At 34.0% G+C, this 11,080-nt stretch carries 6 protein-coding genes and 1 pseudogene; 2 read left to right on the top strand and 5 right to left on the bottom strand.

Translation table 11 applies throughout. The features are described from left to right. The first annotated feature begins 262 nt into the window (after positions 1-262). Positions 263-2,566: a GAF domain-containing protein gene (locus tag OEW74_RS18610; RefSeq protein WP_265429895.1), complete on the top strand. Its 2,304-nt coding sequence runs from the start codon at positions 263-265 to the stop codon at positions 2,564-2,566. Between the two features lies 1 nt (position 2,567). On the opposite strand, the gene OEW74_RS18605 is transcribed toward OEW74_RS18610, so the two are convergent. Together OEW74_RS18605 and OEW74_RS18600 are read right to left on the bottom strand one after the other, a co-directional pair. Beyond that, a complete protein-coding gene (locus OEW74_RS18605; RefSeq protein ID WP_265429894.1) occupies positions 2,568-3,482 on the bottom strand; it encodes a bestrophin family protein in 915 nt (304 codons plus the stop codon). A gap of 21 nt (positions 3,483-3,503) precedes the next feature. Further along, a complete protein-coding gene (locus OEW74_RS18600; RefSeq protein ID WP_265429893.1) occupies positions 3,504-4,676 on the bottom strand; it encodes a Pycsar system effector family protein in 1,173 nt (390 codons plus the stop codon). A 26-nt stretch (positions 4,677-4,702) separates the two neighbouring features. Between OEW74_RS18600 and OEW74_RS18595 the strand changes: the two genes are divergently transcribed. Then, positions 4,703-8,416 (top strand): metallophosphoesterase, encoded by a 3,714-nt coding sequence (locus OEW74_RS18595; protein WP_265429892.1) that lies wholly within the window; start codon positions 4,703-4,705, stop codon positions 8,414-8,416. A 285-nt stretch (positions 8,417-8,701) separates the two neighbouring features. Here the strand turns inward: OEW74_RS18595 and OEW74_RS18590 are convergent, their stop codons facing one another. The 3 genes and pseudogenes from OEW74_RS18590 to OEW74_RS18580 form a co-directional block, all read right to left on the bottom strand. Then, positions 8,702-9,574, bottom strand: coding sequence for a hypothetical protein (locus tag OEW74_RS18590; protein ID WP_265429891.1), 873 nt, complete (start codon positions 9,572-9,574; stop codon positions 8,702-8,704). Between the two features lie 4 nt (positions 9,575-9,578). Continuing rightward, positions 9,579-10,658 carry an FUSC family protein gene (locus OEW74_RS18585; RefSeq protein WP_265429890.1) on the bottom strand — a complete coding sequence of 360 codons (1,080 nt, stop codon included), beginning with the start codon at positions 10,656-10,658 and terminating at the stop codon, positions 9,579-9,581. A 192-nt stretch (positions 10,659-10,850) separates the two neighbouring features. Continuing rightward, positions 10,851-11,080 (bottom strand): annotated as a pseudogene (locus OEW74_RS18580) (nucleoside triphosphate pyrophosphohydrolase); the annotation flags it as partial.

The following is an 11,080-nucleotide window of genomic DNA, read 5'->3' as shown; positions in this document are numbered from 1 at the left end:
TCTTTTTTATAGAATCCAAAGTAAAGGCAAAGTCTCCCGACTTTGAGCTAATAATTCAAATAAAGCCTCACAAAATGTGAGGCTTTTGTGTTAAAAAGCGGTCTATCTTGTATATAGAAATATAACTTTCCTATACTCTTATAGCGACAATAAAAATCTCAATCATAACAAAAAACCATTCTTCAATATAAAAATCCCTCCCCCAAAACACTCAATTCCCTCATAGTTTTCATACCTTTACCCTCACAATTTTTCTTACATTTTGGCAAATCTCTACAAGAAAGAAAGTCCGTTTCAGGTTTTTATATCGTTCAAAAAATATTTGGATGTGTTAGAGCACATTCGGTATAACGATCGGTTAGAGTATCGCGCCAATTATGCAGAATCTTTGATTGAGAAAACCAAAAATTTCAAAGAATTAAGAGACGGTTTTCAGGATCTTTCGGTGTTTGAAAAGCACAAAGACCTCATCAGACTTTTGTTGGCAGACCTCTTCCCTACCGGTTTAACGAGAAATGAAATTAAAGCCGCAGGAATTCCGCTCACCAATCTTACATTCAATTATACCGAAAGATTTCAGAATATTCTGAATGATGCCGGAAAAGATTTTGAGATTGAGTTCAGAGACATCAGCGACGACGAATATTATGTCTTTTGCTGTTGCCTGATTTTGCAGACTTATCTTAAAAAAGATATTAAAGTTACCATCCCATTTTATTATGACATTCCCGATAAACAAGGAATTATGAAGCATTATAAAATTACGGTCAACTCAGATTTCAGTGATGTTTATCCTGCCGAAGGAACTAAAATTCCGTCGGATGATGTTTTAGATATGTTGCTTGAAAATCTGGATGATGTACAGCTTTGGAAAAAATACTTCCAGCCCGAATCATGGATTTTAAACGGATTCAGCATTATTTCTCTTATAGACTGTACTTCGGAAGTCGCATTGTCTGATTTGAAATCGAGCATGATTAAAATTGATCTGGAAAATCCTTCACCCGATGAGAATTTAAAAGAAATATTTAAATCTTATTTTGATGTTGCCGAGCTCAATTTTGGGTTAATGTTATTTAATATAAAAAACAAAAGGCTCGAAAAACTTCCTATTTACGAAAATGTTTTCACTAATTATCTTCTCGATTTCTGGATCAACACCTTTGATGAAGAAGCAAGGAAAACTGCTTTTGAAAACATCAGCTACAATTCAAAACCTGTAGTGGTTTCCAATGTTGACAATCTCGATGAGGAAATCAAAAAACTGCCGACTTTCAATATTCTGAAAGATAATAACATCAATAGTTTCATGGTCATTCCGATTATGAAAGACAACGAGCTTTTAGCGATGATGGAGTTTACTTCGCCTATTGCCAATAGTTTGAACGGTTTGAAATTGAAAAAGCTCGAGTTTGTTGCCGACATGATTATTTTCTCTCTGAGCAGGTTTACCTATGAAAGAAATAATCAGATTGAAGCGATCATTCAACGTGAATATACGACGATTCACGACAGCGTGATCTGGAAATTCAGGAATGAGGCAGAGCGTTATTTTAATGCTTATTTATCTAAAAAAATATATACTTTAAAAGAGATTTCGTTTAAAAATCTTACTCCGTTATTTAGTTTTTCAGACATTCGATCTTCGTCAGACAAACGTTTTAAGCTGATGTTGGAAGATCTTAATCAGCAAATTGACGGACTTCACGAAGTGATGACCATTTTAAACTCATCAGAAGCTGAAAAATATTCTTTGGCATTAGATGTTTTTGAAAACGAGCTGAATAATGAAATAAAAGCAGATACAGAACAACGTTTCCAAAGACTTTTGCGCGAAGAAATTCATCCTTATCTGCAAGGTCAGCTTGAGGTGAAAAGTGAAGAAACTATTAAAGAAAAAATCAAAAATTACTTTAGTCAGGTCTTTACACAGAATGATCTTTTTTACGCCAACAGAAAAAACTTAGACGATTCTATTACCCTGCTCAACCGTAAACTGGCTGATATTTTAGACGAAAAACAAGTGTCAGCTCAGGAAATTTTCCCACATTATTTTGAGCGGTTCAAGTCAGATGGTGTTGAGCATAATCTTTACATCGGTCCCAATATTGCTCCCGAATTGCCTTATTCTACAAAAGTTGTTAATGAATTAAGATATTGGCAACTGGAAACGATTTGTACGATGGAACATGAGTTCCGTTTATTTAAAAAAGACCTTCCGGTTTCACTTGATATTGCCTCCCTTATTTTTGTTTATAATGAAAAAATAGACATCCGTTTCCGAATGGATGAAAAACGTTTTGATGTAGACGGTGCATTTAATTCTAATTTTGAAATCATTAAAAAAAGACTTGAAAAAGCGCATATCAAAGACTCTGACGAAAGAATTACCTGTCCGGGAAAAATTACCATCGTTTATTTCGGCTTGGAAAATCAACGTGAATATTTACAATACATCCATAGACTTCAGCAACAAAATATTTTAAAATCGGATGTTGAACTTTTAAGAGTTGAAGATCTGCAAGGAATTACAGGGTTGCTTGCGATGAGAGTTTCTTTAGCGTAAATCAATCTACAAAATAAGAGTCGGGCTTTTTTAATTCACCTTGCGAAATTTCAGCTTGTTCAAAAATAGAAAATTCAATCGTTCTGCAAATACTGTTGAGTGCCAAATCATTTTCTTCTTCACCAAAAGGCTCTCCTATTTCCTGAATAATGGCATCTAATGCAATAAAAGTATAACTGATAAGAAGTACAATCAAAGGCATCATCCAGTCTAAACTATCGAGCAATCCGAATGGTAACCAAAAACAGTATAAATAAACCGTACGATGTAGCAAAACACTGTAAGCAAACGGAAGCGGTGTATTATAAATCCTTTCGCAACCACCGGAAATATTAGAAAATTGGTTCAGTTGATGATTCATAGAAGTCAAAACAATCGTATCTATATTTCCGTTTTTATTCTGAATGTTCAGCCAATCTGAAATAAATCCTAAAATAATACTGGGAATAAACTTTTTACCCTGAATCTGATGAAACTGATCTTCAGAAAGTAGCTTTTGAAGGGGTTGCATATCCGATTTATCTCTTAACTGATAATTTAAAGACCAGCAAAATGCGGAAATCAATTTTACAATTTCCTGTTTCTCTTCTTTAGAAACGTTGGGTATAAAAGATAAAATTTGTCTTGTTAAAGAGCGGGTTTCAATGACCAATAATCCCCAAAGCTTTCTTCCTTCCCAAAATCTGTCATAGCTTGCCGTATTACAAAAGCCCATAAAGATGGCTAAAGCTAAACCAATTAATGTAAAAACTGTTGGATTGAGCTTTACTTTATAATCGTAAATTTTTCCGTTAAAATAATATACCGCTACAGAGAAAATAGTGATAATACAAAGCTGAGCTACGATTTTCTTTAGTACAGAACCTTTCCATATAAATAACATTTTCAGCCAGTGTGTTCGCTGTCTTACAATCATGTTTTATGTAGTTTTAAAAAATTAAAGCGTAAGAAAAGCATACGCAAAAGCCATTACAGAAATTACAATTCCTGCCATGAAAATCTGATACGTAACCGAAAGAAGCTTGTATTTTCTGTCTAAAACTTTTCCAAGATAATAAAGATCTTTCACCATAGAATCGTAGATATAATCTCTGTCTTTGATGAGATCATGCATCGAGCTCAGATAATGATTAAACTCCATTTGATGGAAGTTTCCGAAAAACAAAAGATTTACTTTACGGTCTTTAATATCCTGATCGGTAAAAGTAGTTTTCGTTACATTGGGTTTTGTAGAAAGAATCGCAAAAATAATCGTCAATACACTCGATATCAAAAGAAAAAAAGTAGGAATGATAAGATGGGTATTTTTCGGAGCATCCAATTTGGGAACCAAAACAGAAAGGCAAACCGAAATAATAATTGCATTGACCGAAAGCAAAATATTAGCTTTGCTATCTGCAATATCGCTTAATCTTGTATGATTATTCAAAGTAACTCTGAAAAGCGTATCTACACTTCTGTCAGATTTCTGATCTTTTTTTTCTGAATTTTCTTTTTTGGATTTCTCTTCTTTGTCCATTTTATCCATCTTCTTTTCCAGTTTTTTTACATTTTTCAGTTTGAGCGGTTCCCAGTTTTCTTTGGCGTAATCTGTAAAATAACGATGTTTGTTTTTAAGAAAATCTACATTCATCTCATTCCATTCATCGTTAGAAAAACACATTCCGCCCGTCAGTTCCCATTCTTTACGCAAAGCTTCTGCAGAATCGTTATAAAACGGACTTGCAAAATGACTGAAATCTGCATCTTTCATAATCATTTCTAAAAGATCCTGAGGCTGATGATATTTTTCCGTAGAAAGAATCAGTCTGGAAACTTCATCAATATATTCATCAGAAAAATTATCTTTTTTAAGAAAATCTTTCATAATAGCGGCTCCCCTTTCCTCATGCCCTTCAGCATTGCAATCTGTAAAACCAACATCATGAAACCACAAGGCAAGCAACACCTTTTCTCTGTCTGCTTCAGACAAATTGGTATGCTTTATGATTTCATCTGCTTTCTGAACGGCGTATGTGGTATGAATAAAATTATGGTAAAAGTAAACAGAAGATAGTTTATCTTTGAATAAGTTTTCAACATAATTTTTAGCTTTGTCTAAGGTGCTCATCACAGAATTTTTCTTAATGTAAATGTATGAATTTATCCTTTAAATCTTATTTAAAAAAAATATCCTCGGCAGGAAAAACGTTTCTCCTTTCGGGACTTCTTTTATCTTGTGCTACCTACAACGTAAAAAAGGGCAAAAACTTACATGAAGTATCAAAATCTGAGCTAAAAACGGATAATGACTTTCAGATTTTCCTGGTGGGTGATGCCGGAAACTCAGAAGAAATTCAGGCTCAGCAAACGTTGAACTTTCTTAAGAACAAGATAGATTCTGCCAACAGCAACTCGATGCTCATCTTTTTGGGAGATAATATTTATCCTTTGGGAATGCCAAAAGAAAGTGATAAAGATTATCCTTTGGCAAAAGAAAAAATGGAAAACCAATTGGCAATTACCAAAAACTTCAAAGGTAAAACGTTGGTTATACCAGGAAATCACGATTGGTATCACGGTTTGGATGGCTTAAAAGCTCAGGAAGATTTTGTAAAAACTTATCTGAATGATAAAAAATCTTTTTTGCCTAAAAATTCTTGCCCAATTGATGATATTAATTTAACCAAAGACATCAAACTTATTATTATCGATTCTGAATGGGCTTTAATAAATTGGGATAAATATCCGGGAATCAATAAAGGTTGTGATATTAAAACCAGAGACGATCTTTATACCGAATTCAAAGATTTAATTACAAAAAATCAGGATAAAAGAATTATCGTCGCAGTTCATCATCCTGTAATCAGTTCCGGAGTACATGCCGGATTTAATTCTGCAAAATCTCATCTTTCAGCATTTAACGGAAAAGTTCCGATTCCGGGAGTTGCCACTGTGCTTACAACATTGAGAAGTTCTTCCGGAGCAAATATGGAAGACATCAACAACAGGCATTATGCAGATTTTGCCAACAGACTAAAAAGTATTGTTCAGGATAAAGAAAATGTGATTTTCGTTTCAGGACACGATCATAATCTGCAGTATCATGCAGACAACAATATCAGACAAATCATCAGCGGAGCTGGCTCCAAAACAGATCCATCCACGATTGTTAATAAAACCGATTTTTCTTACGGCGGAAGTGGTTTTGCTGTTTTAAACCTCAGAAAAGATTTAAGTTCAGATGTAGAATATTTTTCAACAAAAAATAATGAGCTTAAAAAACTGACGCAAATTTCAGTAATTCCTCAACCTCAAGTATTTGAAAATAATTTTCCGAGCTCACTTCCAGCAACCTACACTTCAACAGTTTATGCTGAAAAACTTACTAAAAAAGGGAGAATCTATCGTTGGCTTTGGGGAGATCATTACAGAAAATATTATGCTCTTCCGATTGAAGCAAAAACAAAAGATCTTTCAGACATGAATCCCGGTTATTCTCCTTTCAGAGAAGGCGGCGGAAACCAGTCGAACAGTCTTCGTCTGAAAACCAATGACGGACAGGAATTTGTGATGCGCGGAATTAAGAAAAGTGCAGTCCGTTTTTTAAATGCTCAGGCTTTTAAGAAAAATGATTTCGGAAACGAATTGAATAACACGTTCCCTGAAAGATTCTTACTCGATTTTTATACGACCAATCATCCTTTTACAGGATTTGCGGTTAATAATATGATCGATAAACTTGGGATTTTCCACAGTAATCCTGAATTATTTTATATCCCGAAACAACAAGCTTTGGGTCGCTACAACAAAAATTACGGGGATGAATTATACATGATTGAAGAGCGTTTTTCTTCTGATCCTAAAACATTACAGTCGCTTGATAATGCTACTGATATTCTTTCAACATCGGATGTTCTGAAAAATATGCGAAAAGACAGCAAATATTCTGTTGACCAGGATTTATACATCAGAGCAAGAATTTTTGATATGCTGATCGGAGATTGGGACAGACATGAAGATCAGTGGAAATGGGCAGAATATAAAAAAGGAAATAAGGTGATTTACAAACCTATTCCAAGAGACAGAGATCAGGCTTTCAGTACCTATGATGGTGCTGCATTTACTTTTATTATGAACATCCCAATGATTCGTCACATGAAATCTTTTAAAGATGAGATAAAAAATGTACGTTGGGTAAATATGGAACCTTATCCTTTAGATTTAATTTTCCTCAAAGGTTCTACAGAACAAAACTGGAGCGAACAGGCAAAATTTATTCAGCAAAATCTTACAGATGCCGATATTGATGTTGCTTTTAAAAACCTTCCGAAAGAAGTTCAGGATGAAACCATTGCCGATATTCAGAGAAAATTAAAACTCAGAAAAGAAAAAATTGAGGCTAATGCTGTAGAATATTATCACATTCTTCAGGAAAAAGTTCCGTTGGTGGGAACTTTAGACAAAGATAAATTTGTGATTGTTAAAAATGAAAACTCAGTTGACGTAAAGCAATTTAAAATTAATAAAGATAAAACCGAAGAACTGGTTTTTGAAAAATCTTACGACGGAAAAAAAACTAAAGAACTTTGGATCTACGGATTGGATGATGATGACATTTATGAAGTTTCAGGCGATGGAAAATCAAAGACAAATATTAGATTAATTGGTGGCTATAATCACGATGTTTATAATGTATCCAACGGAAGAAACGTAAAGATTTATGATTTTAAATCTCAGAAAAACACGTACGAAACCAAAGGAGCTGCAAAACACATCAGTGATGATTACGACATCAACACCTACAATTGGAAGCATCCTAAATTTAATTTCTTTGCAGGTTATCCAATGGCTAATTACAACCCCGATGACGGTGTAATTTTGGGAATTGTAGCCAATTATACAGTGAATAATTTCATCCGTGATCGTTTTACTCAGAAACATAGCATTAGCGCCAATTATTATACTTTAACAGGCGGATTTAATGTGGGCTACAAAGGAACCTTTAAAAAAGCAATTGCAGGATGGGATGCCGGAATTGATGCAACCTACACTACTCCATTTTTTGCAAGAACATTTTTTGGCTTGGGTAATGAATCGGTATATGAAAAAGATGAAGTGAGTAAAGACTTTAACAGAGTACGAATTTCTCAGTTTAAATTTGCTCCATCGATCTCAAAAACAAGCTGGCTGAATCTGAAGCATCAGTTCCAGTTAAATTTTGAGCATTCTAAAGTGCAGTTGAATGAAGATCGTTTTGTTGCAGCATCTCCGGAAGTGAATCCTGAAGTTTTTAACGGACAACAATTTGCAGGAGCTAATTATACTTTCAGTTTTAAAAATTTTGATAATAACGCCTTCCCTACTTTAGGTTTGGAAATGATTTTAAATGCAGGCTGGAAAGCCAATCTTTCAGAATTTAACCAAAACTTTGCCTCTTTTAAAGGAACTCTAAACCTGTTCCGCAGAATCGATAAACAAGGAAGATTTGTTTTTGCCAACTCTTCCAATGCCATGATTATCAACAACAATAATTTTGAGTTTTATCAGGCTGCAGCCATCGGTGGAAACAACGCAATGCGTGCTTACAGAAACGAAAGATTTGCCGGGAAATCATATTTTGTCAACAATTCTGAAATCCGTTGGGATTTTGGTCGTGTGAAAAATAATATCGTTCCTGTCAATATGGGAATTTTAGTTGGCTATGATGTGGGAAGAGTGTGGATTGATAATGAACAATCAGACAAATGGCATCAAGGTGTCGGTGGTGGTTTTTGGATGAATATTCTCGAAACTTTTTCTGCAAGAATCGATTACTTTACCGGTGAAGATGGCGGAAGAATTTCAGGCGGTGTAGGCTTGAGTTTTTAACGGTCATAGACCGCTTTATTAAACTAAAAAGTTAAATTTGTCATTCTGAATGGAGCAAAGCGCAATGAAGAATATCAAATGCAAAAAGCCTTTCTTTTGTCTTGAAACAAAAAAAATAAATTTAAAATAAAACTCGCAGAGCTTTCTGCGGGTTTTATTTTGTAATTAATTTACCTTTTTCAAAAATGGCTCCGGAGGAGCCATACCTTTGTAGAATAATAACAAGATTCTAAAATTAGAACTCCGTAGGAGTTCTATCTTTTCTTTAGTCTTTTGAAAAATAATTTATTTTAAAGAAAATTGATAAACATTACCACCTTCTTTTTTGTCCTTTTCATCTGCAATCAGCAAAGTTTTATCATCAACGAAAACCACAGCTTCTTTTTGTGAATTATGGTTTAAAGGCATTTTCTGAATTTTAGCTGAATTAAAATCATTGGCTGTAAATCCTGAAAGTACATGGATATTTTTATGCGTTAAAAGCACAATTTCGTTTTTAGAATTAATCGCAGCTGAAGTAATGGCTGCATCACTGTAACCTCCTTCAAGTTTTAGTTTCCCAACTAATTTAGCTTCAAAATTGCCTTCTTTATTTGGAATCTGGAAAACTAAGAAAGTTCCGTCAAAACCTTTGCTTCTGTTTTTTGTAAATAAATAAAAGCTTCCATCTTTTTCTACAAAAGCTTCGCAATCATACAGTAAAGTAGATTTTTTGGGAGGAAATTCAGTCTGACCTTCATAATGAAATTTCGTGGTCTGAATAACCTTTGTCGATTTCTGAGAATCATTTTTTAAATCTAATTTTAAGATCGAAAGATTCTGTCTGTCATTTTCATTATTTCCAAAATCCCCGATGTAAATATTTCCGGCAGCATCTTTTGTGATATCTTCCCAGTCGTTATTTTCAGCATTTTCTACAAGAACATCATTAACCAATTTGCCTTGTCTGCTGAGCCCATAAACTACATTTTTATTTCCTGCATCTTCAATTGCCCAAATGGTTTTCTGGTCTTGCGAAAGAGCAATTCCTGAAACTTCTTTCAGCTTTTTTGGGAGTGAAAATTCTGTTTTCAAATCTTCCTGCGATTTTGTTACCGAATCTTGAGCTTTCGGATTGCAGCTCATTAGCATAACAGCAAATACAACGAGAATGCGCATAATTTTATTTTTTTAATTTTTTAAACTGAAAGAAAGAATATCTGATATTTTTCTCCAATTGATTGATGATTTGCTGGTGATGAAGAAAAAAACCTGCAATCAATCCCATTAAACTTCCGATAATGGTATCAAGCAATCTTGCCTCCATTAAGTTTTCAACCTGATGATGAACAGTACTTCCCACTTCTATTAAAAGCAAAGTAAGCGGCGTAATAAAGATAACGGCAAAACCATAATTTCTTACGATCATTAACTCAACAATGAACTGTAAAACTACAATAATTCCTATCATTACAATTTTTTCGGGATCAAAAAGCAGGATCAGCCATGCTAAACCCAAACCAATGAAGGTGCCAAAAATACGGTGCATATTTCTTTGGCGTACATGTTCGAAATTTCGTCCCTGAATAATTGCTACTGTTGAAATAGAAATCCAATACGTGTTTTGAAATTTTAAAAGATGACCGACAATTAAAGTCAGCATCATAATTAAACCTATAATCGTACTTTCAACAAATTTCGTGTATCTTTTCTTTTTAAAAACTCTTCGTGGAACATTTACCACCTCACTTTTTTCAATAAAAACTGAATAGAGAAAAGCCAATGAACACGACAAAATAGCACCCATTGTTACCAAACCAACTCTTAAAGGAATCATTTCCAAATCAAACTGATAGGTACTTGCCATTGCCGCCAACATAATGAAGAAAAAATTTCCTGGTGGCGGAATTTTAAAATAAGAAGTTATAAAATGCGACAGAAAAGAAACAATTCCGAAAGATAAAGCTGCGGTATAAATATTAAAACTAAAAAACAGACTGATGGTAAAGGAAAATATAATCCCGAAAGCACAAACTGCCAAGTGAATCATTCGCTGACTGATTGGCGCTGTCGTAAAATACAATATCGTTAACGCTCCCAAACTCGAAAGGCTTCCATAATTCGGTTTCCCGGAAAACCAACCCAACAAAAGCGGAATACCAATACATAAAGCAGCCAGGAACGGAAAATGCCATTTCCGATCGGTCTTTTTTATTTCAATAAGATATTGAAAACGATTTTGTACAGGGTGATCGACTTTCATTTTTTTATTCTAAAAATAATTTAGGTTCTTTTATAACTTTTTAGATGTTTTCCGAGATAAATAAACCTAGTATTGCTATTCGTATTTTCAAGCTTTATCAACGACTTTAGTCGTAATCTTTGCTCCTTTAAATAAAAGCATTTCAAATAAAATCTTTGCGTTTATGTATTTATAAATAATGTAATTTTTACTCTAACTCAACATTTGCTTTTTTGCTTTTTCCCAAAGAACATCCATTTCTTCCAGAGTCATATCAGCTAATTTTAAATATGCCTCAGCTGCAAGCCGTTCCATTCTCTGAAATCTTGAAATAAATTTCAGATTGGTTCGTTCTAAAGCCGAATCAGGGTTTAAACCTGAAATTCTTGCGTAATTGATTAAAGAGAAAAATACATCTCCCAATTCTTGCTCTTTTTTGTTTG

This window comes from Chryseobacterium sp. YIM B08800 (assembly GCF_026163565.1).
GTDB lineage: Bacteria > Bacteroidota > Bacteroidia > Flavobacteriales > Weeksellaceae > Chryseobacterium.
Note: the sequence above shows the minus strand (reverse complement) of the source record. Positions and strands in the feature narration are given on the sequence as shown.